The 26,240-nt window shown below is 71.2% G+C and carries 27 protein-coding genes, 3 tRNA genes and 1 pseudogene; 18 read left to right on the plus strand and 13 right to left on the minus strand.

The features are described 5' to 3' along the window. Positions 1 to 35: 35 nt before the first annotated feature. Genes serS through H0S66_RS08135 form a run of 5 tightly spaced genes read left to right on the plus strand, consistent with a single transcriptional unit; the run spans position 36 to position 4,156 of the window. Complete coding sequence (serS, locus tag H0S66_RS08115; RefSeq protein ID WP_179614941.1) at positions 36 to 1,325, plus strand: serine--tRNA ligase; 1,290 nt, start codon at positions 36 to 38, stop codon at positions 1,323 to 1,325. A gap of 20 nt (positions 1,326 to 1,345) precedes the next feature. After that, positions 1,346 to 2,149, plus strand: coding sequence for an HAD family hydrolase (locus H0S66_RS08120; protein ID WP_246305417.1), 804 nt, complete (start codon positions 1,346 to 1,348; stop codon positions 2,147 to 2,149). Then, a complete protein-coding gene (locus H0S66_RS08125; RefSeq protein WP_179614943.1) occupies positions 2,146 to 2,670 on the plus strand; it encodes a GNAT family N-acetyltransferase in 525 nt (174 codons plus the stop codon). Before H0S66_RS08120 ends, H0S66_RS08125 begins: the two co-directional genes overlap by 4 nt. Continuing rightward, positions 2,667 to 3,473: an HAD family hydrolase gene (locus H0S66_RS08130; protein ID WP_258017163.1), complete on the plus strand. Its 807-nt coding sequence runs from the start codon at positions 2,667 to 2,669 to the stop codon at positions 3,471 to 3,473. The genes H0S66_RS08125 and H0S66_RS08130 overlap by 4 nt, the downstream gene beginning before the upstream one ends. A 17-nt stretch (positions 3,474 to 3,490) precedes the next feature. Beyond that, positions 3,491 to 4,156, plus strand: coding sequence for a hypothetical protein (locus tag H0S66_RS08135; protein ID WP_179614944.1), 666 nt, complete (start codon positions 3,491 to 3,493; stop codon positions 4,154 to 4,156). A gap of 268 nt (positions 4,157 to 4,424) precedes the next feature. Here H0S66_RS08135 and H0S66_RS08140 read toward each other — a convergent pair whose 3' ends face one another. The 4 genes from H0S66_RS08140 to mobA all read right to left on the minus strand — a co-directional run bounded on the left by H0S66_RS08140 (position 4,425) and on the right by mobA (position 7,324). Then, positions 4,425 to 4,955: a bacterial proteasome activator family protein gene (locus H0S66_RS08140; protein ID WP_179617266.1), complete on the minus strand. Its 531-nt coding sequence runs from the start codon at positions 4,953 to 4,955 to the stop codon at positions 4,425 to 4,427. 170 nt (positions 4,956 to 5,125) lie between these two features. Continuing rightward, positions 5,126 to 6,100: an NAD(P)H-quinone oxidoreductase gene (locus tag H0S66_RS08145; protein WP_179614945.1), complete on the minus strand. Its 975-nt coding sequence runs from the start codon at positions 6,098 to 6,100 to the stop codon at positions 5,126 to 5,128. Positions 6,101 to 6,122: 22 nt separating this feature from the next. Then, entirely contained in the window at positions 6,123 to 6,545 is a 423-nt protein-coding gene (locus tag H0S66_RS08150) for a DUF6457 domain-containing protein (RefSeq protein WP_179614946.1), read from the minus strand. Positions 6,546 to 6,754: 209 nt separating this feature from the next. After that, positions 6,755 to 7,324 carry a molybdenum cofactor guanylyltransferase gene (gene mobA, locus H0S66_RS08155; protein ID WP_179614947.1) on the minus strand — a complete coding sequence of 190 codons (570 nt, stop codon included), beginning with the start codon at positions 7,322 to 7,324 and terminating at the stop codon, positions 6,755 to 6,757. A gap of 45 nt (positions 7,325 to 7,369) precedes the next feature. On the opposite strand from mobA, the gene H0S66_RS08160 reads away from it, so the two are divergent. The 3 genes from H0S66_RS08160 (at position 7,370) to H0S66_RS08170 (ending at position 9,477) form a co-directional block, all read left to right on the plus strand. After that, positions 7,370 to 8,134, plus strand: coding sequence for a carbon-nitrogen hydrolase family protein (locus H0S66_RS08160; RefSeq protein WP_179614948.1), 765 nt, complete (start codon positions 7,370 to 7,372; stop codon positions 8,132 to 8,134). Between the two features lie 11 nt (positions 8,135 to 8,145). Then, entirely contained in the window at positions 8,146 to 9,171 is a 1,026-nt protein-coding gene (locus H0S66_RS08165; protein WP_179614949.1) for a hypothetical protein, read from the plus strand. A 75-nt stretch (positions 9,172 to 9,246) separates the two neighbouring features. Beyond that, positions 9,247 to 9,477, plus strand: coding sequence for a biotin/lipoyl-binding carrier protein (locus H0S66_RS08170; protein WP_179614950.1), 231 nt, complete (start codon positions 9,247 to 9,249; stop codon positions 9,475 to 9,477). A 5-nt stretch (positions 9,478 to 9,482) separates the two neighbouring features. On the opposite strand, the gene H0S66_RS08175 is transcribed toward H0S66_RS08170, so the two are convergent. Continuing rightward, positions 9,483 to 9,570 (minus strand) — tRNA-Ser (locus H0S66_RS08175). A 98-nt stretch (positions 9,571 to 9,668) separates the two neighbouring features. Here H0S66_RS08175 and H0S66_RS08180 point away from each other — a divergent pair. The 3 genes from H0S66_RS08180 (at position 9,669) to H0S66_RS20400 (ending at position 10,663) form a co-directional block, all read left to right on the plus strand. Further along, a complete protein-coding gene (locus H0S66_RS08180; RefSeq protein ID WP_179614951.1) occupies positions 9,669 to 10,142 on the plus strand; it encodes a hypothetical protein in 474 nt (157 codons plus the stop codon). An 84-nt stretch (positions 10,143 to 10,226) separates the two neighbouring features. Beyond that, positions 10,227 to 10,320 (plus strand) — tRNA-Ser (locus H0S66_RS08185). A gap of 208 nt (positions 10,321 to 10,528) precedes the next feature. Next, positions 10,529 to 10,663, plus strand: coding sequence for a hypothetical protein (locus tag H0S66_RS20400; protein WP_258017165.1), 135 nt, complete (start codon positions 10,529 to 10,531; stop codon positions 10,661 to 10,663). A 95-nt stretch (positions 10,664 to 10,758) separates the two neighbouring features. Here H0S66_RS20400 and H0S66_RS08190 read toward each other — a convergent pair whose 3' ends face one another. Both H0S66_RS08190 and H0S66_RS08195 read right to left on the minus strand, forming a co-directional pair. Then, positions 10,759 to 11,796 (minus strand): phospholipase D-like domain-containing protein, encoded by a 1,038-nt coding sequence (locus tag H0S66_RS08190; protein WP_179614952.1) that lies wholly within the window; start codon positions 11,794 to 11,796, stop codon positions 10,759 to 10,761. A 178-nt stretch (positions 11,797 to 11,974) separates the two neighbouring features. Beyond that, entirely contained in the window at positions 11,975 to 13,792 is a 1,818-nt protein-coding gene (locus H0S66_RS08195) for a phosphoenolpyruvate carboxykinase (GTP) (RefSeq protein ID WP_179614953.1), read from the minus strand. A 341-nt stretch (positions 13,793 to 14,133) separates the two neighbouring features. Between H0S66_RS08195 and H0S66_RS08200 the strand changes: the two genes are divergently transcribed. Beyond that, a tRNA-Arg gene (locus H0S66_RS08200) sits at positions 14,134 to 14,206 on the plus strand. A gap of 492 nt (positions 14,207 to 14,698) precedes the next feature. Continuing rightward, positions 14,699 to 15,147, plus strand: a pseudogene (locus H0S66_RS08205) (transposase); the annotation flags it as partial. Positions 15,148 to 15,448: 301 nt separating this feature from the next. Here H0S66_RS08205 and H0S66_RS08210 read toward each other — a convergent pair. Then, positions 15,449 to 16,402 carry an alcohol dehydrogenase catalytic domain-containing protein gene (locus H0S66_RS08210; protein WP_218876255.1) on the minus strand — a complete coding sequence of 318 codons (954 nt, stop codon included), beginning with the start codon at positions 16,400 to 16,402 and terminating at the stop codon, positions 15,449 to 15,451. A gap of 202 nt (positions 16,403 to 16,604) precedes the next feature. On the opposite strand from H0S66_RS08210, the gene H0S66_RS08215 reads away from it, so the two are divergent. The 4 genes from H0S66_RS08215 (at position 16,605) to H0S66_RS08230 (ending at position 20,665) form a co-directional block, all read left to right on the plus strand. Continuing rightward, complete coding sequence (locus H0S66_RS08215) at positions 16,605 to 17,834, plus strand: acyl-CoA dehydrogenase family protein (RefSeq protein WP_179614955.1); 1,230 nt, start codon at positions 16,605 to 16,607, stop codon at positions 17,832 to 17,834. 26 nt (positions 17,835 to 17,860) lie between these two features. Then, a complete protein-coding gene (locus H0S66_RS08220) occupies positions 17,861 to 18,976 on the plus strand; it encodes an acyl-CoA dehydrogenase family protein (RefSeq protein ID WP_179614956.1) in 1,116 nt (371 codons plus the stop codon). Beyond that, a complete protein-coding gene (locus H0S66_RS08225) occupies positions 18,951 to 19,844 on the plus strand; it encodes an alpha/beta fold hydrolase (protein WP_179617267.1) in 894 nt (297 codons plus the stop codon). The genes H0S66_RS08220 and H0S66_RS08225 overlap by 26 nt, the downstream gene beginning before the upstream one ends. Before the next feature lie 71 nt (positions 19,845 to 19,915). Next, entirely contained in the window at positions 19,916 to 20,665 is a 750-nt protein-coding gene (locus tag H0S66_RS08230) for a FadR/GntR family transcriptional regulator (protein WP_180923857.1), read from the plus strand. A 15-nt stretch (positions 20,666 to 20,680) separates the two neighbouring features. On the opposite strand, the gene H0S66_RS08235 is transcribed toward H0S66_RS08230, so the two are convergent. Beyond that, positions 20,681 to 21,517 (minus strand): SDR family NAD(P)-dependent oxidoreductase, encoded by an 837-nt coding sequence (locus H0S66_RS08235; protein WP_179614958.1) that lies wholly within the window; start codon positions 21,515 to 21,517, stop codon positions 20,681 to 20,683. An 86-nt stretch (positions 21,518 to 21,603) separates the two neighbouring features. Between H0S66_RS08235 and H0S66_RS08240 the strand changes: the two genes are divergently transcribed. Next, positions 21,604 to 22,059, plus strand: coding sequence for a MaoC family dehydratase (locus H0S66_RS08240; RefSeq protein ID WP_276529364.1), 456 nt, complete (start codon positions 21,604 to 21,606; stop codon positions 22,057 to 22,059). A gap of 13 nt (positions 22,060 to 22,072) precedes the next feature. Here the strand turns inward: H0S66_RS08240 and H0S66_RS08245 are convergent, their stop codons facing one another. Genes H0S66_RS08245 through H0S66_RS08260 form a run of 4 tightly spaced genes read right to left on the minus strand, consistent with a single transcriptional unit; the run spans position 22,073 to position 26,188 of the window. Continuing rightward, a complete protein-coding gene (locus tag H0S66_RS08245; RefSeq protein ID WP_179614960.1) occupies positions 22,073 to 22,855 on the minus strand; it encodes an enoyl-CoA hydratase/isomerase family protein in 783 nt (260 codons plus the stop codon). After that, positions 22,852 to 23,880, minus strand: a complete 1,029-nt coding sequence (locus H0S66_RS08250; protein ID WP_180923859.1) for an acyl-CoA dehydrogenase family protein — start codon at positions 23,878 to 23,880, stop codon at positions 22,852 to 22,854. The genes H0S66_RS08245 and H0S66_RS08250 overlap by 4 nt, the downstream gene beginning before the upstream one ends. Beyond that, entirely contained in the window at positions 23,877 to 25,007 is a 1,131-nt protein-coding gene (locus H0S66_RS08255; RefSeq protein ID WP_179614962.1) for an acyl-CoA dehydrogenase family protein, read from the minus strand. Before H0S66_RS08255 ends, H0S66_RS08250 begins: the two co-directional genes overlap by 4 nt. Further along, complete coding sequence (locus H0S66_RS08260; RefSeq protein WP_179614963.1) at positions 25,004 to 26,188, minus strand: CaiB/BaiF CoA transferase family protein; 1,185 nt, start codon at positions 26,186 to 26,188, stop codon at positions 25,004 to 25,006. The genes H0S66_RS08255 and H0S66_RS08260 overlap by 4 nt, the downstream gene beginning before the upstream one ends. Positions 26,189 to 26,240: the final 52 nt, after the last annotated feature.

The raw sequence follows: 26,240 nt of genomic DNA on the forward strand, positions 1-26,240 counted from the left end.
TGAGGCGCCGCTCGGCCCGGCGATAGCCTCTCCCCATGATCGATCCCCGCATCCTGCGCGACGACCCCGACCGCGTCCGAGCCTCGCTCGCCAAGCGCGGCCTGTCCGCCGAGGTGGTCGACCGCGCCCTGGCCGCCGACACCGCGCGCCGCGCCGCCATCGCGTCGTACGAGACCAGGCGGGCCGAGCAGAAGCAGCTCGGCAAGCAGATCCCGCAGGCCCAGGGCGAGGAGAAGCAGGCGCTGCTGGCGCAGACCAAGACCCTGGCCGCCGACGTGAAGGCCGCCGAGGCCGCCCAGGTCGAGGCCGAGGCGACCTGGCAGGAGGCGCTGTCCTCGATGCCGAACCTGACCTCGGAGGAGACCCCGCCCGGCGGCGAGGACGACTTCGTGGTGCTCGAGACGGTCGGGACGCCCCGCGACTTCGCCGCCGAGGGCTTCGAGCCGCGCGACCACATCGAGCTCGGCCGGATGCTGGGCGCCATCGACATCGAGCGTGGCGCCAAGGTCTCCGGCAGCCGCTTCTACTTCCTCACCGGCGTCGGCGCCCAGCTCGAGCTGGCGCTGGTCAACCTGGCGATGGAGCAGGCCCGCGCCGAGGGCTTCACCCAGGTGGTGCCGCCCTCGCTGGTGCGCCCGCGCGCCATGGAGGGCACCGGCTTCCTGGGCCAGGCCGCCGACGACGTCTACCGCATCGAGGGCGAGGACCTCTACCTCGTGGGCACCTCCGAGGTGCCGATGGCGGCCTACCACTCCGACGAGATCCTCGACGGCGCCGACCTGCCGCTGCGCTACGCCGCGTTCAGTCCCTGCTTCCGCAAGGAGGCCGGCTCGCACGGCAAGGACACCAAGGGCATCATCCGGGTGCACTGGTTCGACAAGGTCGAGATGTTCGTCTACACCACCCTCGAGGACGCCGAGGCCGAGCACCGGCGGCTGCTGGACTGGGAGAAGGCCTTCCTCGACAAGCTCGAGCTGGCCTACCAGGTCATCGACGTGGCCGCCGGCGACCTGGGCCTCTCGGCGATCCGCAAGTTCGACTGCGAGGCCTGGATCCCCACCCAGGGCAAGTACCGCGAGCTGACCTCCACCTCGAACTGCACCGACTTCCAGACCCGTCGTCTCGACACCCGCGGGCGCTTCGCCACCGAGACGGGCAGCGAGATGCGCCCGGTCGCCACCCTCAACGGCACCCTGTGCGCGATGACCCGCACGATCGTGGCGATCCTCGAGACCCACCAGCAGGCCGACGGCTCGGTGCGGGTGCCCGAGGCGCTGCAGCCGCACATGGGCGGGCTGAAGGTCCTCGAGCCGGTCGCGCGATGAGCGGGGCCTGGACCCCGCGCCTGGTCGCGCTCGACATCGACGGCACCCTGCTGCGCTGGATCGACGGCACCGGCACCTCCCACGAGGAGATCACCCCCGCGGTCCACGACGCCGTACGCCGCGCGCGCGAGGCGGGCACGCACGTCGTGCTCGCCTCGGGCCGCTCGCCCGACGGGATGACCGGCGTCGCCGACCTGCTGGGCCTGGCCACCGAGGAGTCCCCGGTGTGGGTGGTGGCCTCCAACGGGGCCGTGGTCTTCCGCTACCCGCCGATGCAGGTGGTGCACGAGGAGACCTTCGACGCCCGGGCCGCGGTCGCGGCGGTGCTGGCCGAGCACCCGCGGGCGCTGGTCGCGGTCGAGGAGCGCGGGGTCGGCTACCGGGTCAACCGGCACTTCCCGATGGGCGAGCTGTCCGGCGAGATGATCCTCAGCGACGTCGACGACATGGTCGCCGAGCCGGTCAGCCGCGTGATCATCCGCGACCCCGACGCCACCGTCGACGACTTCGTCGCGCTCGCCGGGCGGCTCGGGCTGCACGGCACCGACTACGTCGTGGGCTGGACCGCCTGGCTCGACCTGGCCCCGGTGGGGGTCTCCAAGGCCTCCGGGCTGGCGGCGGTCTGCGACGACCTGGGCGTCGACGCCTCCGACGTGCTGGCCATCGGCGACGGCCGCAACGACCTCGAGATGCTCGCGTGGGCCGGGCGGGGCGTGGCGATGGGCCAGGCGATCGAGGAGGTCCGCTCCGCCGCCGACGCGGTGACCGCGACCGTCGACGAGGACGGTGCGGCCGTCGAGATGTCCCGGTACTGGCCGGCATGAGCGGCCCCGCCGCGCCCCCGCTGGAGATCCGCACCGAGCGGCTGCTGCTGCCGGTGTGGAGCCCCGGCGAGGCCGCCGACATCGCCGCGGGCCGGCGGCGTCCCGAGTGGCACGCCGACTACCCGCAGGCCGACGACGGCGACGCCGCGACCCTCTACGTGCCGCACAGCGCCTGGAGCCCGCGCCACGTCGTGCGCGGCACCACCGTGCTCGGCTCGATCGGCTGCTTCGGCCCGCCCGCGCCGGCCGCCGACGACGTGCCCGAGGTCGAGGTCGGCTTCGGGCTGGTGGCACAGGCCCGCGGCTGGGGCTTCGCCAGCGAGGCGCTCGCCGGGTTGGTGGCCGCCCTCGACGGGGTCGGCGTGCGGGTGCGCGCCGCCGTGCGGCCCGACAACCGCGCCAGCCTGCGGGTGCTGGCCCGCTGCGGCTTCACCGGGCTGCGCGGCTCCGACGAGGACGGGCGCCTGGTGATGGTGCGCCCGCTGCCGGCGCCGCCGGTGTCGTCCGCGGGGGACTCGTGAGCAGGCTGCCCCGGCTGCCCCGGCTGGTCGCCACCGACCTCGACGGCACGCTGGTGCGCAGCGACGGCACCGTGTCGGCGTACACCCGCGAGGTGCTGCTCGAGCTCGACCGGCGCGACGTGCCGGTCGTCTTCGTCACCGGCCGCCCGCTGCGCTGGGCCGCCGACGTCTTCGAGCACGTGGGCGCCCACGGGCTGGCGATCATCTCCAACGGCGCGCTGGTCTGGGACGTCACCGGCGACCGGGCCGTGCTCGAGCGGCCGATCCAGCCCGACCTGGGGCTCGAGGTCTGCGCGGCGCTGCGCGCGGCCGTGCCGGGTACGGCGTACGCCGTCGAGACGATGCGGGGCATCGAGCTCGAGCCGGGCTTCATGGAGCGCTACCAGGTGCCCGACGCGGCGCGCCGCGCCCCGGTCGAGGAGCTCTTCGACGCGCCGGCGCTCAAGCTGCTGGCGCGCCACGAGGAGCTGGAGCCGCAGGAGTTCTGGGACGTCGCCGAGGAGGTCACCGGCGGGCGGCTGGTGGTGACCTGGTCGTCCTCGACGACCCTGCTCGAGATCAGCGGGCCGGAGGTCACCAAGGCCTCCACCCTCGAGCTGCTGTGCGCCGAGCGCGGCATCGAGGCCGCCGACGTGATCGCCTTCGGGGACATGCCCAACGACCTGCCGATGCTGGGCTGGGCCGGCACGTCGTACGCCATGGCCGACGCGCACCACACCGTCACCGCAGTCGCCGACCACGTCGCGCCGGGCCACGACGAGGACGGCGTGGCGCGGGTCCTGGCTGGTGTGTTCGACCTGTGATCTGGTCTCATGTCACCGTGCCGAGCCCCCGCCCCGTGACCCCGCGCCCCTCCGGGCCGGTCGGCGTGCTCGCCACCCTGCTGGTCGCGGTGCTGCTGGGCTCGGCCCTGCTGCTGGGCCTCGGGGCGCTGCTGGCCCCCGCCGGGGCGACGGGCGAGAAGTGCGACAGCGACACCACCGTCAGCTCGCAGGCGCGCCAGGCCGCGGCGGTCTTCACCGGCTCGGTCGTCTCCAGCAGCGCCGAGCGCCGCTCCGGCGGGCAGCGCGGCGTCGACCTGACCCACCAGGTCGCGGTCGACCTGGTCTACAAGGGCACCAGCCGCATCACCGACATCGAGGTCGAGGTGATGACGACCCGCAGCTCGGGCGGCTGCGACCTGGGGCGGCTCCAGGACGGGACGACGTACGTCTTCTTCGTCAGCGCCGACCCCGACACCGAGGGCGTCTTCGTGGCCGCCGGCGACAGCGGCACGGCCGCCAGCGACGCGGCGCTGCTGCGCGAGGTCGAGGACATCTTCCCCAACCCCAAGCCCCCGGTGGCCGCCGAGCCGCCCTCGGCCGAGTTCGAGCGCCTCGAGCTCGACGAGCCCACCCCGCTGACCCGCGCCCTGGCCCCCGGCGCCGCGCTGGTGCTCATCGGCACCCTGGGCCTGGTCCTGGCCCGCCGCCTCGGCCGCCACTGACCACGCCCCGCCGACCCGGCGCAGATCTCCCCCTGACCCGGCGCATACTTCGCGCTGACCCGGCGCAGATCTCAGCCTGACCCGGCGCATACTTCCCGCTGACCCGGCGCACATCTTCCCGCGCAGCTGTGAGCCGGCTCGACGGGAGATCCAGGCCGGGTCGGTGAGAGATATGGGCCGGGTCGGTGAGAGATATGGGCCGGGTCGGTGAGAGATATGGGCCGGGTCAGTGGGAGATGCGACGGGTCGGCGTGGTGGCCGCGACAGGTCAGAGGTACATGCCGCCGGAGTCGCCGGGCTGGACGCCGGGGTCCCCGCCCTGGCCGGGCTGACCGGGCTGACCGGGGTGGCCGTGGCCGCCGGGACCGGCGGGCAGGCTGCGGCGCATCTGCTCGAACTGCGCCTTCGCGGCCATCTGCTGGGCGTAGATCGCGGTCTGGATGCCGTGGAAGAGCCCCTCGAGCCAGCCCACCAGCTGGGCCTGGGCGATGCGCAGCTCGCCCTCGCTGGGGATGCCGTCCTCGGTGAAGGGCAGGGAGAGCCGGTCGAGCTCCTCGACGAGCTCGGGGGCCAGGCCGTCCTCGAGCTCGGCGATCGAGGCCTGGTGGATGCCCTTGAGCCGCTGGCGGCTGGCCTCGTCGAGAGGAGCGGCCTTCACCTCCTCGAGCAGCTGCTTGATCATGCTGCCGATGCGCATCACCTTGGCGGGTTGCTCGACCAGCTCGGTGATGGAGCGCTCCCCGGCCTCGTCGTCGTCATCGTCCTGCGCGGTGGCCAGGTTGAGCGCGGAGGCCGGCATGGTGGCCAGGGGCTGGCCGTCGGGCCCGACGATCACGACGTGCTGCTCCTGCTCCCCGGCGGGAGCGCCGGTGCGCTCGGTCGGGGGCTGGTCCTGGGGCTGGTCCTGGGCGTCGGGCTCCTGGGTCATGGGCCCCAGCCTAGGAGGCGGCACCCGGCGGTGGTGCGGCCCTACAGGGTGAGCAGGATCTTGCCGGTGTGCGACCCCGAGCCCATCAGCTCGTGCGCCTCCCGCACCTGCTCGAGCGGCATCGTGCCGTGCACGACCGGACGCACCGACCCGTCGGCGACCAGCGGCCACACGTGCTCGACGACCGCGGCGCAGATCGCTGACTTGTCCTCGACCGGGCGCGAGCGCAGCGAGGTGGCGATGACCGCGCCCCGCTTGCGCAGCAGCACGCCGAGGTCGAGCTCGGCCTTGGTGCCGCCCTGCATGCCGATGACCACGAGGCGTCCCTCGAGGGCGAGGGCGTCGACGTTGCGGGCCAGGTACTTGGCCCCCATGTTGTCGAGGACCACGTCGACACCGCCGTCGGTGCTCTCGCGCACCACCTCGACGAAGTCCTGCTCGCGGTAGTCGATGGCCACGTCGGCGCCGAGCTCGCGGCAGAACGCCAGCTTCTCCGGGGTGCCGCCGGTGGTGAGGACCCGGGCGCCCATCGCGTGGGCGAGCTGGATGGCGAAGGTCCCGATGCCACCGGCGCCGCCGTGCACCAGCAGCGACTCGTCGGGGCGCAGGCCGGCCACCATGAACACGTTGGACCACACCGTCGCCGCCACCTCGGGCAGCGCCGCGGCCGTGACCAGGTCGACGCCCGCGGGCACCGGCATCACCTGCCCGGCCGGCACCACGACGTACGACGCGTAGCCGCCGCCGGCGAGCAGGCAGCAGACCTCGTCGCCCACCGCCCAGCCCTCGACGCCCTCGCCGAGCGCCGCGACGGTGCCGGAGCACTCCATGCCGATCACCTCGGAGACGCCGGGCGGCGGCGGGTAGAAGCCCTGGCGCTGCAACAGGTCGGCGCGGTTGAGGCCGGCCGCGGCCACCTCCACCAGCACCTCGCCCGGCCCGGGGATCGGGTCGGGGAGCTCGGCCACGGACAGGATCTCGGGTCCGCCGGACCCGTCGGCGACGACAGCACGCATGGCCCCACCCTAGGGGCCGCGGCTACTCCTCCTCGCCCGCTCCCGCGCTCGACCCCGTACCGGCGTCCGGCTCGGGGTCGCGGCCCAGGAGGTCGTCGAGGTCCTCGATCTCGGTCAGCGGGTCGGCCGCCCCGTCGAGCTCGTCCTCGGCGTCGTCGGTGCCGCCGGGGCCGTCGGGGCCGTCGAGCTCGTCGGCGGCCGCGGTCGCGGGCTGGTCCCACCCGTCGGCCAGGGCGCGGACCCGCTCGGCCAGCTCCTCCACCACCGCGGGGTCACCGCCCTTGGCGCCGGCGGCCAGACCGAGCAGGTACGCCGACAGCGGGGCCGCCGGTCGGGTCACGGCGTGGGCGACGTCGCGGGCCAGGTCGAGCAGCAGCGTCTCGTCGACCTCGGCGTCGAGGTCGAGCGCGTCGCAGAGCTCGTCGATCCAGTCGTGCAGGTTCACGTCCACAGCCTCCCGACCCGAACCGCCCGGCGCAAGACCTCCTGGGTCGTGGTCCGCGTCGTGGGTGGAGTCGTGGGTCGGGTCGTGTGGCTGAGGACGCGTCCAGGCGCGTCCAGGGGCCACGACCCGGGCCACGACCCGGACCACGACCCGGGCCACGACCCGGGCCACGACCCGGACCACGACCCTGGGGGCGGGGCGGGGCGGTGTCAGCCGTCGGCGAGGTCGCGCAGGTCGGCCCAGGTGTCGACGTCGCGGTGCTCGCGCCCGACCGAGGCCACCTCGGCGAGGTCGAGGCGGCCCAGCAGGCGGCGCAGGGCCATGCCGTGCTGCTCCTCCAGCGAGGGTCGTACGTCGTCGAGCCGGTCGAGCTGCACCACGAGCGCCAGCGCGTGGCGGCCGTCCGGCGCGACCAGCACCGCCCCGTCGCGCCCCGTCGCGGCGTGGCGCAGCCGGTCGAAGGTCGAAGGGCCCACATGGGGCATGTCGACGGCGAGCACGCCCAGGGTGCGGGTCGGGCGCAGCAGCGCGTCGCGGCCGGTCAGCAGCGCGGCCACCGGCCCGCCGTGGCGCGGGTCCTCGCGGGTGAAGGTGACCGGGCGGTGCGTGGGCACCGGGTCCCCGACCACGACGACCTCGGCGGCGTCGAGGCACGCGTCGAGCGCATGGGTCAGCAGGGTGCGGCCGTGCAGCTCCACGGAGGCCTTGTCGGCGCCGTCGAGGCGCACCGCGGTGCCTCCCGCGAGCACGACGGCGCTGAACGCGGCGGTCTCGCTCATGCCCACCAGGATGGCAGCACCGGCCGACGGTGGCAGGCTGGGTCCATGACCACGCTGCGCGTCGCCCTGGTCCAGGAGGCCTCCGACACCGACCCCGGGGCCAACCGTGCCCGCCTCGAGCAGCTGGTGCCCGAGGGGCACGACCTGGTGGTGCTGCCCGAGGCCTTCGCCCGCGACTTCGGCCCGGCCGGTTCCGACGTCAGCGCCGACGCAGAACCTGTCGACGGGCCGTTCGGCTCCGAGCTGGCCCGGGTCGCGCACGAGCGGCGTACGACGGTCGTGGCGGGCATGTTCGAGACCGGACCCGACCCCGAGCGGCCGTGGAACACCCTGCTGGTGCGCGGCGCGGCGCAGGCGGAGTACCGCAAGATCCACCTCTACGACTCCTTCGGCTACCGGGAGTCCGACCGGCTCAGCGCCGGCGAGCCGACCCCGGCGGTCTTCGAGGTCGGCGGGGTCAAGGTCGGGCTGATGACCTGCTACGACCTGCGCTTCCCCGAGCTCGCGCGCCTGCTGGTCGACGCGGGCGCCGAGCTGCTGGTGGTCCCGGCGGCCTGGGTGGCCGGCGAGCGCAAGGTCGAGCACTGGCGCACCCTGCTGCGCGCCCGCGCCATCGAGAACACGGTGTACGTCGCCGCCGCCGGCCAGCCCGCGCCGCGCTACAGCGGCCACTCGATGCTGGTCGACCCCCTGGGCGACGTGCTCGCCGAGGCCGGCGACGACGCCGGCCTGGTCGCGGGTGTGGTGGACCTCGCTCGGCTGGCCGAGGCGCGGCGCACCAACCCGTCGCTGGCCAACCGTCGGTTGTAGCCTTCCTCGTCGTGTCCCCAGCCGTCTCCACCCGCATCGCGCAGGCCAGCGACGCGGTCGACCGGTTGGCGGCCTCGCGCTGGCCCCTGGTCGCCTGGGCGGTCGCCGTCGTCGCCGGGCTCGCGGCTCTCGTGACCGGCGTGGTCGGGGTCGGCCCCGCGTGGCTGCCCGGCGCCGGTTCGGTCGCCGTCTCCGGTGCCTTCACCTGGGCCCTGGTGGCCCGTGCCGGAGGTCGCCCCGTCGTCTTCGGCACGCTCGCGGTCGCCGTGGGCGTGGCGGTGCTGGTCCTGGACGAGGACCGGCTGCGCACCGGCGCCGCGGTCTGGACCTGCGTGGTCTCCGCGGTGCTGGCCGTGATGGGCACCGTGCCTGCCCGCCGGCTGCGCCACGCCGCCCGCGAGGCGGTGCTGGCCACGGGCGTGGCGGCCGTGGGCGCCCTCGCGGTGGTCGGCTTCGAGCCCGTCATCAGCGTCGTCAGCTTCGAGTACGCGACCCTCGGCCTGGCCCTGGTGGCCGTCTTCGCGCTGGTCTTCCGCCTCGGCGCCGGCTTCCACGGCCTGGGCCGCCGCGGGCTGCTGATCGTGCTGGTCGGCGGCGCGGTGCTGCTGCTGACCCTGGCGTACGCCGAGCTGCTGCGGCGCTACGGGCCCGGCGAGGTGGTCACCGACCTCCTCGACGGGGTGCGCTGGTCGCGCGAGAACCTGGGTGCCTTCCCGCGCCCGATCGCCACCGTGCTGGGCGTGCCCGCGCTGGTGTGGGGCTGCCACATGCGCGCCCGTCGCCGGCAGGGCTGGTGGGTCAGCGCCTTCGGTGTCGCCGCCACCGCCTCGGTGGCCAGCTCGATGATGAACCCGTCGGTGGCCCTGCTCGAGGTCGGTCTCTCCATCGTCTACGGCCTGGTGATCGGGCTGCTGATCGGTGCCGCGCTGATCCGCCTCGACCTGCGCCTGACCGGCCCCCGGGGGCGACGGGCCCGCCGCGCCGAGGAGCGGGCGGCCGGTCGTCCCGAGCCGGCCCGCGGCCAGGCCCTGCTCTGAGACCACGCCCCGCCGCAGGGGCGTCGCCGGGTGCACGGATCCGGCGTACCTGCCGGTAACGGTTAGGTTCGAGAGGTGGCTCGCGAACAGGTGACGCAGATCGTGGCGGAGATGGTGGCCAACGTGCTCGAGGTGGCCGTGGCCGCGGGGGAGCACGTCGAGGTCGGCGACACCGTGGTGCTGCTGGAGTCGATGAAGATGGAGATCCCCGTCATCGCCGAGCTCGCCGGCACCGTCGTGGCGATCAAGGTCGCCCCCGGCGACGTCGTCCAGGAGGGCGACCTGCTGCTCACCCTCACCCGCTGAGGTCCTGGCAGAGGGGGCGGGATTCGAACCCGCGGTAGGTCTCCCTACGACCGCTTTCAAGGCGGTTCCGATAGGCCACTCCGGCACCCCTCCGTGCCCGCGCCGCTGGCGGCGCGTGCCAGGTCACTCTAGAAGACCGCCACCGACCGCCCGGGTGGCGCCCCGCGCGCGGGGTGGTGTGGAATCGAGTCATGCCCGACGCGCCGCTCCCGACCCCCTACGACTACCGCTTCGCGCAGTCCTTCACGGTGCGCCTGGTCGGCCTGAGCGTGATCGGTCTCGGGCTGGTCATGTTCGTCGGTACCGCGCTGGTCGCGATGACCGGGGTCAACGCCGACGTCCTGGTCGTGCTGCTGGTCCTGGCGCTGCTGGGCGTCTTCTGGCTGGGCTGGTGGCTGCGCAACCGCGCCTACGTCCTGCGGGCCGAGGAGGACGGGTACGTCGTGGGGCCGGTGCGCGGCGCCGGGGTCAAGCGTGCGCGGTGGAGCGAGGTCGTCGAGGCCGGGACCGCCCGGCGCCACGACATCGACTGCCTGGTGCTGGAGCTGGGCGAGGGGCGCAGCACCACGATCCCGGTGCAGGCGCTGGCCCTCGACCGCGAGCAGTTCGTGCGCGAGATGCAGCGTAGGCTGCGCGCCGGCCAGGGCCACCGGCCCCTCGGCTGAGACCTCGCCACCCGGCCGCCGCGGTGCCCGACGCCCCTGATTGGTGGCGGGCGGCCCCGGCCTTGTAGCCTGTCGGCGCTGCCGGGAGGCGTCGCCTAGTCCGGTCTATGGCGCCCGCCTGCTAAGCGGGTTTGGGGCTACAACCCCATCGAGGGTTCAAATCCCTCCGCCTCCGCCAGCGCACGACCCCCGCAGGTCCTCGACCAGCGGGGGTCGTGCCATGCCCGGGTCCCGCGGTGCGTGCGGGACCACCTGGGTCGTCCTGCAGGTTTGTGCATTGCAGGAACCTGGGGCAACGAGCACGGTCTCCCCGCACCGCTCCTGGGGCACACTTGGCGTTCCAGGGCCATGACCTGGTCCGACAAGAGTTGCGAGGAAGGTTCCCCATGAAGATCGTTCGCAAGGCCGGCGTGGTCGTCGCCTCCGCCGCCGTCACCGTCAGCCTGCTCGGTCTCATGTCCCCGGCCGAGGCTCGGGACAGCAGCTGGGGTTGTGGCGGCTACTGCCGCCAGGCTCCGTGACCGGCGTCCCCCGGTCCACCTGACCTGAGTCCCCCGCTGCGGCGTCGCCGCGCACGAGAGGCCCCATCCGTCCCGGTGGGGCCTCTCGTGCGTCCTCAGCGCTCCCGGTCGGCTGCGTCGTCGCCCTGGGCGGACTCGGCGTCCGCGTCGGTGCCCGAGAGCCCCAGGCGGCCCATCGTGTAGCCGAGCTGGAAGCGGGTCTCGGCCTCGTACTCGTCCTTGAGGTCGGCGACGTACCCCGCGTAGGTCCGCGGGCTGACCCCCAGCCGCTTCGCGCTGACCGGGTCGGCGTGGCCCTCGATCAGCATCCGGATCGTCATCTGCCGCTGCTCGACGGCGATGTCCTTGAGCAGCGAGGACTCCTTGTTGGTGAAGGCCCGGCCACGCTCCCAGGCCCGCTCGAAGACGTCGACGAGGTAGGCGACCACCGACGGCTCGCGCACCGCGATCGCCACCCGGAGGTCGTCACCGCCGGGGATCACCGCGACACGCCGGTCCACGACGATCATCCGGTTGAAGAACTCGTCGAGCGTGCGGACCTCGGCGCCCCGCTCGGTCACGGACGCGACGTAGCGGTGCGTGACGGTGCTGCGCCGCGCGCTGTGCTGGTAGAGCGTGCGGATCCGCACGCCCCGGTCGAGGGCGGCGATGTCGCGGCGGGCCGCGGCCTCGAGGGTCGCGGCGTCGCGGCCGGCCTGGGGTTGCGCGGTGAGCATCTCCTCCTCGACCTCGGCCACCAGGCCCTCCAGGTAGGTGCTGATGGCGTGGTCGCGCAGGTAGGTGAACGGGCCACCGCGCTCGCTCTGGGGGGCCCGGCGCCAGGTCTGGGCCAGCCCGCCGAAGGCGCGCGCCCACTGCGAGGACTCCTCGAGCAGCCGGCTGCCGTCCTGGCTGAGCGGGGAGACGACCCTTGACTGCACGCTGGCCGGGTCCTCGGGCAGGTACGACGCGCCCTCGGGGTCGAGGTGCAGGAGACCGAGCTCGAGCAGCAGGTCGAACGCGGGGCGGGTCTCGGCGCCGTCGGCGACGCGGGGGTCGTCGACGCGCAGCCCGCCCTCGGTGACGGCAGCCTCGTACAACGGGGCCGCCTGCGACTCCAGGAGCGTTCGCTGCTCGGGGCCGTAGCTCGACACCTGTTCCTCCTGGGGGGCGTGGGGGGGGTCTGCCTGGGGCTGGGTCTCCGAGGGGCTCGATCCTGTCACACCTCGCACACCCCCGGGGGCAGTCGACACCGCGGGCGCTCGACGCAGCGGACCCCGCCCCCGGAGCGGGGGCGGGGTCCGTCGTGACCTGCTGAGGTGCCGCGGGGGCTCAGACGCCCAGGCGGGCCTTGAGGCCGTCGAGCTCGCTCCACAGCACGCCGGGGAGGTCGTCGCCGAACTTCTCGAACCATTCCTGGATCTGCGGGATCTCGGCCTTCCACTCCTCGGCGTCGACCTCGAGCGCGGCGGCCAGGGCGGCCTCGCTCATGTCGAGGCCGTCGGTGTCGAGCGCCTCGGGGGTCGGCACGTGGCCGATCGGGGTCTCGACCGCGGCGGCCTGGCCGTCGATGCGCTCCACGACCCACTTCAGCACGCGGCTGTTCTCGCCGAAGCCGGGCCACAGGAAGCCGCCCTCGTCGTCGCGGCGGAACCAGTTGACGTAGAAGATCCGCGGCAGCTTGGAGGCGTCGTTGTCCTTGCCGACGTTGATCCAGTGGCTGAAGTAGTCACCGGCGTTGTAGCCGATGAAGGGCAGCATCGCCATCGGGTCGCGGCGCACCACGCCGACCGCGCCGGTCGCGGCGGCGGTGGTCTCCGACGACAGCGTCGCGCCGAGGAAGGTGCCGTGGGTCCAGTCGCGGGCCTCGAAGACCAGCGGGACGGTGGTCTTGCGGCGACCACCGAAGAGGATCGCGTCGATCGGGACGCCGCGCGGGTCGTCGTACTCGGCAGCGAGGATGTCGCACTGCTTGATCGGGGTGCAGTAGCGGCTGTTGGGGTGGCTGGAGAGCTCCTCGGACTCGGGCGTCCAGGGCTCGCCCTTCCACGAGGTCGCCTTGGCCGGCGGGTTCTCCAGGCCCTCCCACCACACGTCGCCGTCCTCGGTGAGCGCGACGTTGGTGAAGACCGAGTTGCCCTTGTTGATGGTGCGCATGGCGTTGGGGTTGGTGTGCTCGTTGGTGCCCGGCGCCACGCCGAAGAAGCCGTACTCGGGGTTGACGGCCCACAGGCGGCCGTCCTCGCCGATGCGCATCCAAGCGATGTCGTCGCCGAGGGTCTCGACCTTCCAGCCCGGGATGGTGGGCTGCAGCATCGCGAGGTTGGTCTTGCCGCAGGCGCTCGGGAAGGCCGCGGCGACGTACTTGGTGACCCCCTGGGGGCTGGTGAGCTTGAGGATCAGCATGTGCTCGGCGAGCCAGCCCTCGTCGCGCGCCATCACCGAGGCGATGCGCAGCGCGTAGCACTTCTTGCCCAGCAGCGCGTTGCCGCCGTACCCGGAGCCGAACGACCAGATCGCGCGCTCCTCGGGGAACTGCACGATGTACTTGGTGTCGTTGCAGGGCCACTTCACGTCGGGCTCGCCCTCGGCGAGGGGGTGGCCCACCGAGTGCACGGCCTGCACGAAGTCGGCGTCCAGCTCGGTCATGCGCTCGAGCACCTTGGAGCCCATCCGGGCCATGACGCGCATCGAGGCGGTGACGTAGGCGGAGTCGGTGAGCTCGATGCCGAACATCGGCTTCTCGGCGTCGAGGTGACCCATCACGAAGGGGATGACGTACATGGTGCGACCGGTCATGCAGCCGTCGTAGAGACCGCGCATGATCGACTTCATCTCGTCGGGCGCCATCCAGTTGTTGGTGGGCCCGCAGTCCTTCTCGTCGACCGAGCAGATGTAGGTGCGGTCCTCGACGCGCGCCACGTCGATGGGGTCGGAGGCCGCGTAGTAGGAGTTCGGCTTGATGCTCGGGTTGAGCTGGGTGAACGTGCCGGTGCCGACGAGCGCGTCGGTCAGCATGGTCCACTCGTCGTCGGAGCCGGTGCACCAGTAGATGGCGTCGGGCTTGGTCATCGCCGCGACCTCCGCGACGAAGTCCAGGATGCCCTGGTGGGTCGTGGGGGCGTCGTTCAGTGCCTGGTCGGCGGTCATCTGCCTTACCTCTCGCGCATTCGCGGGGACCTGGCCTCGCGGAGCGGGGTCGGCAGGCGCCCCGGCCGTCGAGCGTATCGACGGTGTGTCGTGGAGCTGGTGTGGATCGCGTGGCGTCGTTGCCGGCGACTTTTGTAGGGTCCTGGTGCGGTGCCGATGAGGGTCTCCGCCTGGGACTTCGGCGAATGTACCGCCGCGCTTTAACCCCGCATATTGGATCGTTCAACGCTGTGTGCCGCGGGTCACAGCCCGGCCGGCGTACGTCGTGGGGCACGGCCCGATTTCAACTCGCCGGGCGACTCGGCTACTCTTCTCAGGTCGCTCGGCACGCTGGGCGACGGGCGCCTGTAGCTCAACGGATAGAGCATCTGACTACGGATCAGAAGGTTTGGGGTTCGAATCCCTACAGGCGCGCAAGACACGAACATCCGCTGACCTGGTGAGAGACAGGGAAGCGGTTGTTTTGCTTGCAGGGCGCGGTAGCTCTGCGCAGGGCACGGACACGCTAGGGACACAGGTCCGTCGCCCGGAAGAGCGAGTCTCATGGGCCATCGGCTCTGGCTCCCGCGGAGGTAGTTCGCTCGTGCTGCGGTCGATCGCGCCGCAATGGTGTTCCAGGGGTTCCGGTACCCACCCGTTTCTGCGGCCGGCATGGCACCTCATCCCGATCGGGCTGGCCGAGCTGCATGCACGTCGAAGGCACCGCTCGGGACCGGCAGCCGTTGAGGCCGGGCTCCCTGCGTCGGCTCCAGGCTCCGTAAGGACACTGCGCCCGAGTTGGCTCGTTGCAGCGATGGAGCCTCAGGCCCTCGGGGGAACCCGCCTGTCATTGAGGAGAGTCCCGTGGAGTGGTGGGGTTTAAGGACCGGCGTGGTGGCGTGAAGTAGGCGGCCATCAGCGGGATCCTCCCTGCTCGCGCACGTCCCGAAGACGCACGCCGACATGGTCGCCGCGGTGTTCCGGACGATCTTCGCTCAACCCGACCCCGAGGCCGTCTCGACGGCTGGGACGAGGTCCGTGACCAGCTCGCCGGCTCGTTCCCGAAGGTCGGGCCGCTGATGGACGCAGGCAAGTCCGAGGTCCTCGCTTTCACCGGCTACCCCAAGGCCCACTGGCGCAAGATCTGGTCGACCAACCCACTCGAGCGGATCAACAAAAAGATCAAGCGCCGCAGCCGGGTCGTGGGGATCTTCCCCAACGCCGCCGCGGTCCTCCGCCTCGTCGGCGCGATCCTGGGCGACATGCACGACGAGTGGATCTCAGGCGACCGCCGCTACCTCACAGAGGAGTCCTTGGCCCTGCTCGCCGGCACCATGGATACTGGACACCGCGCCGCCACCAACAGCGGCACGTAGGGCTCCGAGGACCATCTCAAGGCCCACCACCCAGCGGGCCCTGTCCTCGGCGCCATTCCGGCGACCCGAGACACGTTCTCTCGACGTTTTGAGCCAGGACACCTACAGGCGCGCAAGACCCGACAGGTCCTGACCTGCGGCGTGGCGGATCCGGGGCTGATCGTCGTCAAGGCCCCAGCAGCCTGGAGACACAAGGACTCGTCAGCAGTCGCTGAGCCCCCCGACTTATGGTCTGCTCGCGTCTAGGCAGTCCCGGGGCTCCGGTTGCCGATGTGATGCTTGCTTCCTCGGGCTGGAGGTCTCACGGGACCAGGACGGCTCTGCCCGTTACGTCGCCGTTGAGCAGATCTGCGAAGGCGGCGGGTCCTTCATCGAGGGTGTACAGCACGGTCTCGACCGCGATGCTGCCGATCTGAGCTAGGTGCAGCACCTGGCGCTGATCGTCTCGAGTCCCTGTGTAGGAACGTCTGACGTCCACGCCCCAGGCAAGTGATCGCGGGCGGGGGATCGACGGGTATGTCACGGTGCCTCCACCGGCTCCGACCAGTCGCAGCGCACCGTCGCAGGCCATGGATTGGGCGGCCACATCCAAGGTGGCTTGGCTTCCGACGAAGTCGAAGGCAGCGTCGACGCCGTGCCCGTCAGTCAGCTCGCGGATTCCGGACACCACCTCCGCGCCGTTGAGCAGGACTTCGTCCGCACCTGCCAAGGTGGCGGTCTCCAGCTTGTCCCGACTCACATCGACGGCAACGATGCGCGCGTCTGTGGTGGCCTTGAGAATCTGCACTGCGATGTGCCCGAGTCCGCCAGCACCCAGGACGAGCGCAGTCGAGTGTGCACCGAGGCGGTGGCGAGCGCCGTTGATCGCGTGCATCGGTGTCAGGCCGGCGTCCGCGAGCGGCCCCGCTGTCACGGGATCGAGTGTCCCGAGAGGCTCGAGATGCCGGGCCGGCGCCTTCATGTACTCGGCCATCCCGCCGGCCGGGCCGAGGCCCGGGCACGGCGGGGTCCCGATCGCGGTGGCGGAGGTCGAACAGACGTTGTCCCTCCCGTCGAGACAAGCGCGGCAGGTGCCGCAGGCCCAGACCAGGCACACCAGGACCGGGTCTCCTTCGGACCAGCCCGTCACAGCCGACCCCATGGCTGCGATGGTTCCGGCGGTCTCGTGTCCGAGGGTCAGAGCGGGAGTGGGCCGTTGGGGACCGTGGAGCACCGACACGTCGGTGTGGCACAGGCCTGCGCCCGACACCTTCACCAGTACCTCGTCAGGCCCGATCTCGGGTAGGGGGACGTCTCGGAGCTCAAGCACGTGAGGAGCGAGAAGTTGGAGTGCGCGCATGCGGGCCTTCCGATCAGGTCGGGTGCGGGCCGCCGAGGATTCTGTTGCCTGGGAGCGCTGGTGCGCCACTCCGGCGGAGAGAGTGACGCGGTTCCTTGGATCTAGTATCATAATTGGTATGAATGACGGTGTGAAAGACCTGGTTGGGTCCGTCGACCCGGCCGACGCGTTCAGGCTCCGCGTGCGTTCCATGCTCGTCGAGGAGCTGCCGGAGGACTGGGCAGGGGTCGGCAGGCTCGACCATGACGAAGCGAGGGACTTCGCCGAGCGATGGCGTGGCGTGCTGGCGGAGCGCGGCCTCCTGGCAACGTCGTGGCCCATCGAATACGGAGGCGCGGGACTGACCGAGCTCGAACAGGTCGTCATGGCGGAAGAGTTCGCCAAGGTTGGTGTGCCGACCGGCACGATGAACGATCTCTTCAGCATCACGATGATCGGCAACACGATCCTGCACTGGGGCACCGAGGAGCAGAAGCAGCACTTCCTGCCCCGGATCCTGTCTGGCGAGGACGTCTGGTGCCAGGGCTACTCCGAGCCCGGCGCGGGCTCAGACCTCGCTGCACTGTCGACGCGGGCGGTGCTCGACGGCGACGAGTGGGTCATCAACGGACAGAAGATCTGGACGTCCGGCGGACACCTGGCCAACTGGATCTTCGTGCTGGTCCGCACCAATCCCGACGCCCCCAAGCACGGTGGCATCTCGATGCTCCTGGTCCCGATGGACCAAGAGGGTGTTGATGTCCGGCCGATCCGCAACATGGGCGGCGAGACTGATTTCAACGAGGTCTACTTCACCGACGCTCGGTGCCCCAAGAAGAACGTGCTCGGCGAGGTCGACAACGGGTGGCGCGTCGCGATGACCCTGCTGGGCTTCGAGAGGGGTGAATCGGCTGCGACGCTGCCGATCATGTTCCGCGCCGAGCTCGAGCGTCTCTTCGACCTGGCGCGCGAGAACGGTGCTGTGGACGAACCGGCTATGCGCGACAAGCTGGCCGACGCCTACATCGGCAACGAGGTCATGCGTTTCCTCGGCAACGACTCGCTGGCCCGCTACCTCGCCGGCAATCCGCCCGGGCCGGACGCGGCGATCAACAAGCTCTACTGGAGCGAGTACCACCAGGACGTGACGGAGCTGGCGCTCGACGTGCTCGACCGCGAGAGCCTCGTTGCCGAGGGTCGCCGCCCGACGAACACGATCATGTTCCAGACCGACGACGTCGGCGCTCCGAGCACCAGCGCCTCGTGGATCATCACGTTCGCGATCTCGCGCTCCGGGACCATCTACGCCGGCACCTCCGAGATCCAGAAGTCGATCATCGGCGAGAAGCTGCTGGGTCTCCCCAAGTGACGACGCACGCACAGAAGGCAGCAACCATGGAAACCTTGCTCGACGACGACCAGGTGTCGTACCAGCGCAGCCTGCGCAAGTTCTTCAGCACGCAGTGGACCGACGACCAGGTGCGAGCGGACATGGTTGCCGAGGCGCCCGACCGCACGACCTGGCAACGTCTGTCGGCCGAGCTCGGAGTGGCGGGGCTGAACATCCCCGAGGAGCACGGCGGTTCTGGAGGGGCGCCGGCCGAGGCGCTGCTCGTCGCCGAGGAGATGGGTCGCGCACTCTACGGCGGTCCCTACCTGAGCACCGTCGTGCTGGCCGCCAACGCGATCGTGCTCAGCGGCGACGCTGCGATCGCGGGGCAGACCCTCCCGGGGATCGCCGCCGGCGAGGAGACCGCAGCCCTCGCACTCATCGAGAACGGTCGCGACCGCTCCCGGGCCCCGGCGCCGGAGGCGACGTCGACGGACGAGGGGTGGGTCGTCAGTGGCGAGGCCCGGCGGGTCATCGGTGGCGCCGATGCCGATCACTTGCTGGTCGAGGCGTCGACGCCTGCGGGGCGGTCGCTGTTCCTGCTGACTGGCACCGGCGGCATCGAACGCATCGCAACGGAGACCCTCGACCCGACCCGACGCATGGCCACGCTGATTCTCGACGAGGCTCCCGCGCAGCTCGTCGGCAGTGACGGCCAGGCGGCCGAGATCGTCCTGGCACTGAAGCCACTCGTGTCGCTGGCGCTCTCGGCGGAGGCTGTCGGCGGGGCCGCTCGTTGTGTGGACGACACGGTCGAGTACGCGAAGGTCCGCCAGCAGTTTGGCCGACCCGTCGGGTCCTTCCAGGCCGTCAAGCACCGTTGCTCCGAGATGCAGGTCCGTCTGGACGGCGCCCGGGCCGGCGTCCGTCACGCCGGCAAGGTGCTCGTCGACCGCGACGAGGACCTCGACCTGCTCGCGTCGGTCATCAAGGTCTTTGCGACCAGGTCGTACTTCGAGACGGCAGCAGACATGATCCAGCTGCATGGTGGCATCGGCTTCACCTGGGAGCACTCGGCCCACCTGCACTTCAAGAGGGCCAAGTCGTTGGAGCTCTTGGGTGGAACCCACGCCGAACACCGAGCGGCCATCGCCGATGTCGTGCTTGCGTCCCGAGGCTGAGGTCGCCCCAGCCTGGTTCGTCGAGGCTCTGGCAGACCCCGGCGTGACCCGCGCCGTCCAAGTCTGCGGCGTCCGTGTCGAGTACCGGGTGTGGGGGCCGGAAGGCGCGCCCGTCGTGGTTCTGATCCACGGTGGGGCCGCGCACGGTGGGTGGTGGGACCATCTTGGTCCGCACCTGGCGAAGGGGCGCCGCGTGGCGGCCCTCGACCTCTCGGGCCACGGCTCGAGCGGTTCTCGCGTGGACTACGACTTCCTCACCTGGGCCGACGAGGTTGTCGAGGTGGCCTCGGCGGAGGGCTCGGACCAGCCGGTCGTCATCGGTCACAGCATGGGCGGCGTGGTGGCCCTGACGGCCGCCTTCCGTCATGCGGCGCGCCTGGCCGGCGCGGTCATCGTCGATCTGCCGGACTGGGTGCTGGAGGGTCGAGTGCCCCCACGGCTCGAGCAACTGCCCACGCGACGCCACCACGCGTCGCGCGAGTCGGCCGTGCGGCGCTTCCGCGCCCGCCCGGCGGACCCCATGCGGCAGGAGTACATCGAGCGGCACGTGGCGGGGCGCTCGGTCCACCTGACCGCCGATGGCTGGACCTGGCGGTTCGACCACGCGGTGACGACCCACGACTCGTTTCCGGCCGACCTCTGGGGCACTGCGAGGTGCCCAGTCGCCATCGTGCTCGCCGAGCGGAGCCTCCTGGCGTCAGAGGCTGTCGACCAGATGACCGACCGCCTTGGTGGCGTGGAGGTCGTCACCATCGCCGACGCCGGGCACCACATCATGCTCGACCAGCCGTTGGCGCTCCTGGCTGGCCTGGAGGACATCCTCGGCGGATGGTCATGGCGACGCGCGTCAGGTGCGGGATCGGGCTGAGCTGCGGAATCGTCGGAGAGGCACGCTCGGCCGAATGTCGATCGGGCAAAATCCTGCGTATCATAGTGCGAGTGAAGCCCGTCGAAATGAATGCGTTCAGACAGCGCACCCCCAAGGCGTCCGAACGACTCGCTCGCCACCTGGCGACGTCCATCGTCGAGGGGGAGATCGAGGAGGGCGCCCGCCTCCCGCACGAGGGCGAGATGCTGTCGCAGCTGCAGGTGGGCCGCGCAACCCTGCGCGAGGCGCTGCGCCTGCTCGAGGTGTGGGGACTCGTCGTCATCCGCACAGGCCCCGGCGGAGGGCCCACGGTCCGCCGCCCCAGCTCCGGTGAGTTCGCCGAGCAGCTCGCGCTCATGCTGCAGTTCCAGCAGCTGACCCTGCAGGACGTGTCCGACGCGCGGCTGGCCCTGGAGCCGATGATGGCTCGCCTGGCCGCCGAGCGAATCACCCCCGAGGCGATCGCCGAGCTCCGGGACTCCATCGAGATCATGCGGCGCAGCTACGACGACCCGGCCGAGTTCTGGTTGCAGAACGCCCGGTTCCACTCGGCAGTCGCCAAGGCCGGCGAGAGCACGATCATCAGCACGATCATCGACGCGCTGAAGTTCATCGGTGACGGAGCCTCCAGCGGCGTCCACTACGCCCGGCCGGAGCTCGAGGAGGTGGTCCACGCCCACTCGCAGGTCGTCGACCGTCTGGAGGCCGGAGATGCTGAGGGTGCTGCGTCGTCGATGCACCGCCACCTCGACGCCGGGCGTCGCTTCATCGGCAAACAGGCGCCGCAGGCATTGAAGGCCCGCATCCTCTGGCCGGAGTGACCGCGCTCGACCTGCTCAGATGAAGTCGCGCGGCACGTTCGTGAACCGCCGTTCGTCCCGCCGGAACCAACCCGACGAGGCCAGCGTGCCGCCATCCACGCGGATGGACTCACCCGTGATCCACTGGGCGGCGTCGGAGGCCAGGAAGGCGACCAGATCGCCGTGGTCGCGTGGCGTTCCGAACCTGCCCATGGGCACCCAGTTGCCGATCTGGTCGTGGTACTTCGGTGCGATCAGATCGTGCAGGGGGAACTGAGGGGTGTCCGTGACGTCGGGCGCGATCGCATTGACCCGGACGCCGAACTGGCCCACCTCGGTCGACAGGCCGGCGGTGAAGTTGAGGACTGCGGCCTTGTGCGCTGCGTACACCGCACAGTGCGGGACGCCGCGGAAGCCCTCGACGGAGGACACGTTGATGATCGAGCCTGAACGCCGCTCGATCATGCCGGGGAGGAATGTCCGCGTCACGCGCAGCACGTGCTCGAAGTTGACGGCGTAGATGGCGTTCCAGTCTTCCTCGCTGCTCTCCGCGAAGGGGCCCCAGGGTTGATGGTCGCCGACGTTGTTCACCAGGATGTCGAGCCCGGTGTCCATGCCCTGGGCGGCAGCCGCGGCGGTGAGTGCGTCGATCGACGAGCGCTCGCGGACGTCGGCTACGACCCCGGTGGCCTCGTGACCACCGGCGCGGATCGCCTCGACCTCGGCCTCGAGAGCGTCCGCGTCGATGTCGACGAGCAGGAGACGTGCGCCCTTGCGTGCGAGCGCCTCCGCCACCCCGGCGCCGATACCAGCTGCGGCTCCGGTGACGAGGGCGAGCCGGTCGTCGAGGCGGGTCAGGTCGTCGTTCTGCATGGGAGCCTCCGCGTGGAGTTGATGGATACTGGACGAAACTGCATACAGTAAGGATAATAATAACTATGACTATAAATACTGATCCAGTGGCACCCCTCACCGTCGATATCGCGGACATGGCCTCAGCGGTGGGCGCTGAGATCGGTCCCAGCGGGTGGTTGCTGATGGAGCAGTCGCGCATCAATGCCTTCGCAGACGCGACGGGCGACCACCAATGGATCCACGTGGACGAGGAAAGGGCAGCGTCGGGGCCGTTCGGCGCGACGGTCGCGCACGGTTACCTGACCCTCGCCATGGTTCCGCAGCTGCTGGCGGAGATCCTCCACGTCACCGGCCGCACCAGTGGCGTCAACTACGGCATGGAGAAGGTGCGGTTCATCAGCCCCGTGCGCGAGGGCGCAAGGATCCGGATGAGCGGGCGCATCGCCGGGGCAACGCCCCGAGCTGGCGGTATCCAGTACCGGCTCGAGATGGTCATCGAGCTTGAGGGTTCGGAGAAGCCAGCCATGGTCGGTGAGTTCCTGGTGCTCGCCTTCCCCTGACGCCGGCCACTCGTCAGCGACCGGTGAAGATCGGTGCACGTCGCTCCAGGCTCGCCGCGATGCCTTCGCGGCTGTCGGCTGACTGCCACAGACGTGCCTGCTCGCTCGCCTCGCGGTCGAGAGCCTCGACCACCCGGTCGGCGAAGTCGCCGCGCAGCGTCTCTCGGATCGAGTGCACGGCCAGCGGCGCACGGGCGGCAAGCTCCTGGGCCAGTGCGATCGCTCCGTCTCGTTCCTTGCCCGGCTCGGTCAGCCGGTCGGCCAACCCGAGCTCGAGCGCGCGGCCACCGTCGATCCGCTCTGAGCCGACCAGCATCAGTGCGGCAGCCTGCGCGCCGATGATCCGCGGCAGGCTGACCGACAGGCCGAAGCCTTGGTGAAAGCCGAGCGTGGAGAAGTTGGCCAGGAAACGGCTGTGCGTCGATGCGACCCTGAAGTCGGCGGCACACGCCAGCCCGAGTCCTCCGCCGACCGCCGATCCCTGGACGGCGGCGACGACAGGCAGGGGCGACTTGAACAGCCGTGCGCCCTCGGCGTAGAGGCGTCGGGACTCCGCCGCGCGGTCGACACCCTGGGCGGTCACCCCGAAGTTTGCGCCGGCGCAGAAGTGCTTGCCTTCCGAGGCCAGTACAGCGGCGCGGGTCGTGCCGTCCTCAGCCAGGGCGTCGAGGGCGTCGGCGATCGCCGTGATGAGGGGACGGTCGAAGTAGTTGGCCGGGGGCCGAGCGATCTCGAGTATCGCGACCTGACCGTCGTGATCGATCCGCAGCTCGTCGAAGATGGGCAGCGCGGTCATGAGGCCAGCTCCGGTCGGGTGTCGTCGAGGATCATCTGGGCGAAGGACGGCGCCTGGCTGGCGGTCGCCCCGAGTCGTGCCGACAGGTCGATGGTCTCGCCGAAGTCCCCGCTCCACGTGTGCAGCCGCCGGGTCAGCGTGTGGAGTCGGTACTCGCGTGTCATGCCGATAGCGCCGTGCGCCTGGTGGGCGGCTCGGCAGGCCTCGACCGCGTTCTCCGCGCTGACCACCTGGGCGGCGACGACGTCGAACGGATGCAGCTCGGGCTCGATCGCGAGGCGGTCGGCGAGACCGGTCGTCATGACGGCCATCTGCTCGAGCAGAACCACGTGCGCCTGAACGGCTTGAAAGGCGCCTATCGGCCTGCCGAACTGCACGCGCTCCCCGGCATATCGTCGCGTCAGGTCGGCCGTGGCCTGCAGGGCGCCGGCCGTCTGGGCTATTCGTAGGGCTGCGGCCCGGTGGCGGAGCTGCTCGGCCGACGCGCCGGTCGCGACGCCTCGGGGCCTGACGTCCTCGAGCACGAGGGTGTCGCGGGGCTGGCCGGCGAGATCGACCCCGGGCCGGGTCGTGGCGTCGGACGACGCGACCAGCACCGTCTGCCCGTCGTCGTCGACGGCGACGACCAGGTCTACGCTCGCCCCCCACGGCACGTCGATCAGTGTGCCGCTGACCGTGCCGTCGTCGCCTACGACGAGGTTCGTCGGGCCGATCGGGATGGAGTGGCTCGCGGCGCCGTCGATGGGCAGACCGGCCCGCTCGAGCAACCAGGCGGCCGTGGTCGCCTCCACGACGGGCACGTCGACCGCGTGGTACCCCGCGAGCTCAGCGAGCGCCATCAGGTCAGCGAAGGTCCCACCGGAGCCGCCGGCCGCCTCGTCGATCCCGACGAGGTGCAGGTCGAGTCCCCTGAAGGAGTTCCACGGCGACTCGGACAACGGGCCGCACTCCCCGGCCGCGGCGTCGGGCGGCCAGGTCGCGGAGAAGAAGTCCGCAAGAGCCGCGGTCAGGTCAGAGGTGCTCATCGCTGCACCAGTCCTTTCGAGATGACGGAACGCAGGATCTCGGTCGTGCCTCCGCGGAGGGTCCACGACGGAGCGACCAGGATGGCCTGGGCCAGGAGCGCCTCCCACGGGTCGGCAGAGTTCAGCGAGGGGGCGCGCCCGTAGTGTCGCCGAACGAGCGCAAGCGACTCCTGCTCGAACTGGGTCGCCATCTCCTTGACCAGTGCGGCCTCAACCACGGGGAAACGCCCCGCGTCGACGAGCCGGGCGATCGACAGGCTCATGCCCCTGTAGGCCCACAGCCGAGCAAGGATCCGCCCCAGGTCGATCTGAGCGGCCGCGGAGTCGCGGACCGTCTCCGTCGTCGCCCAGCGCTCGAGGATCGGCATCAGTGACATCCACCGATCGACTCCGCCGCGCTCGAGGGCGAGCTCGCTGGTGTTCTGGCCCCAACCTGCCCCGACCTCGCCCAGCCGGGCTGCGTCGGAGAGCTGCAGGTCGTCAAACACGACCTCGCAGAAGTGCTGGGTGCCGTCGATGAACGGAATCGGCGAGATCCTCATGCCGGGGGTGCCCGCCGGGATGATGAACTGCGTCATCCCGCCGTGGCGGTCGTCCGAGGTCCGGAAGAGGCCGAGGATGTGGGTGGCGGTGGCGGCGCCGGACGTCCAGATCTTGGTGCCGTTGACGTGCCAGGTGTTGCCCTCGCGCACGGCTTTCGACCGCAGCGACGCGAGATCGGACCCGGCGTCGGGCTCGCTCATGCCTATGGCGAAGGAGTACTCGCCGCGGGCGATCCCGGGCAGGAGCTCGCGGCGCTGTTCCTCGGTGCCGTTGTGCAGGATGTTCAGACCGGACTGACGGTCGGCGGTCCAGTGGAAACCGATGGGTGCGCCGCGCGTCAGCAGCTCCTCGACCACGATCTGGCGTTCGACTGCCGTGCGTCCGCCCCCGCCGTACTCGGTCGGCAGCGCCATGCCGACCCAGCCCTGGGCTGCGAGGTCGCGTGAGAAGTCGGGGTCGACGTCGCCAGCCATGCCCAGCCCGAGCGGGTAGGTGCCTGGAGGCAGTCGTTCGTCGAGGAATGCGCGGACCTCCGTCTGGAGGTTGCGCTCCTCGTCGGTGAGCTTCGTGGGTGCGAGATTCATGGTGCCTCCGTGGCGGCGGTGAGGTTGTCCGCGTCGAGCTCAGCCAGGACCTCGCCGGTGTGCTCGCCGACGAGGGGCGCCGGCGAGGGAGTCCCCGTGACGAGGCCGTGGAACAGGGACATCGGGGGGATGACCCGGTACCGGCCGGCGTGGGGGTGGTCGACGAGCGGCAACTGGTCGACCAGGTCCTGCAGGCTGGCGACGGCAGTCGCTGGAATGCCTGCCCCGCGGCAATAGGTGAGCCAGGCCCCGGTAGTGCGAGTCGGCGTGATGCGTCGGACGTCGCGGTACAAGGAGTCGGAGTTGGCGATGGTCGCGCGCAGGTCGGCGTACCGGGGGTCGTCGGCCGCGCCTGGCAGGCCGGCTTCGCTGAAGAGCGCCGCATAGTGCTCGGGGCGGTAGGGCAGCAGGTGGACCCAGCCGTCACTCGTCGGGTGAGGTCGCCGGTCGGGAGACAGCACTCGTGGGTACCCCGTTGCGGCACGGTTCGGCGCGAGGGCCGGAGGTTCGCTGATCGCGCCGGCGCCGTGCTCGACGAGCATGAAGGCGCTCATGGCCTGGGTCATCGGAACCTCGACGTGGCGGCCTCGGCCGGTGCGCTCGCGCTCGAGCAACGCGGCCGTGATCGCCTGTGCCATCACCAGCCCGCAGACCTTGTCGGCGAAGATCGTAGGCATCAGACCGGGCTGGCCCGTGACGCGCTCGACGATGTCGGAGACGCCGGTGGCCGCTTGGATGATGTCGTCGTACGCGGGTTCGTCGGCGCGGGGGCTGTCCAACGCGAAGCCCTGCGCCTGACAGTAGACGATGTCGTCACGCAGCGTCTTGACCGATGCGAAGTCCAGGCCGAGACGGGCCAGTGCGCGAGGCCGCATGGTCGACACCACGACGTCGCACCCGCGCACCAGGTCCCCGAGGATCCGGCGTCCCTCGGCGGACTTCAGGTCGACCGAGATCGAACGCTTGTTACGCAACAGGTTCAGGGCGATGCCCGACAGCTCTGGGTGCGGCCCAGGGCCCATCACGCGGTTGGTGTCACCGTCGTGGGCCTCGAGGAGGATCACGTCGGCACCCTGATCGGCGAGGACCTGGGTCGCCAGCGGTCCCATCACGACCCGAGTGAGGTCGAGGACCCGGATGCCTGTTAGGGGCCCACGGGATGTGGTGTCGTCTGTCGTCATGTCTGCTCCAGGTGGGGTGGATGAAACGTATGCTTAAATGAATACATCGTCA

The sequence above is a fragment of the Nocardioides marinisabuli genome, from assembly GCF_013466785.1.
In the GTDB taxonomy this organism is placed as follows: domain Bacteria; phylum Actinomycetota; class Actinomycetes; order Propionibacteriales; family Nocardioidaceae; genus Nocardioides; species Nocardioides marinisabuli.